Genomic DNA, 514 nt, shown 5'->3' on the forward strand with positions numbered 1-514 from the left:
TACTAGCTCCTCATGCTGCGAAGCTAGTCGTACGTAAAGAAAATAACTGGACCTTTGTTCTGAGCGGTTTGTTCGGTTCCATTTTTCTGCTTAGTGCAGATATGGTTGCTAGAGTGATTCTACTAAGTGGGGAAGTACCTACAGGAATTTTGATTGCCCTTTTTGGTGCGCCATATTTTCTGTATGCACTTTTTATCAGACAAAAACACGCGCTGAACAGTTGAAATTCATTAAAAAAGGAAGGCCAATCATTTCTAGGTCTTCTTTTTATTCTATTTATGCATTTATTTGAAAGTTCGATTGCTATTTTTCTTTTTTTCCTATACCATTTTATGAGAGAAGGAAGGGTGATTTTTTGGAGCAAATGAAAGAAAAATTACGCCGACAAGGAATCGAAAAGCTGAAAAATCTGGCCAAAAGCGGTAAGAAAAAGGACAAAGAACAGCGAATCTATGAACAGCTATTCGCAAGCGAGTACTGGAAGTCGGCACAAGTGATAGGGACGACTTTGTCA

The 514-nt window shown here is 38.5% G+C and carries 1 protein-coding gene; it reads left to right on the forward strand.

Annotated features, from left to right (window positions below; translation table 11 throughout):
* Positions 1-224, forward strand: a 224-nt coding sequence (locus tag ACFFUV_RS23920) for an iron chelate uptake ABC transporter family permease subunit (RefSeq protein ID WP_390198517.1), incomplete at its 5' end; no start/stop codon positions are given.
* Between the last annotated feature and the right edge of the window lie 290 nt (positions 225-514).

This window comes from Vibrio olivae (assembly GCF_042428525.1).
Lineage (GTDB): Bacteria > Pseudomonadota > Gammaproteobacteria > Enterobacterales > Vibrionaceae > Vibrio > Vibrio olivae.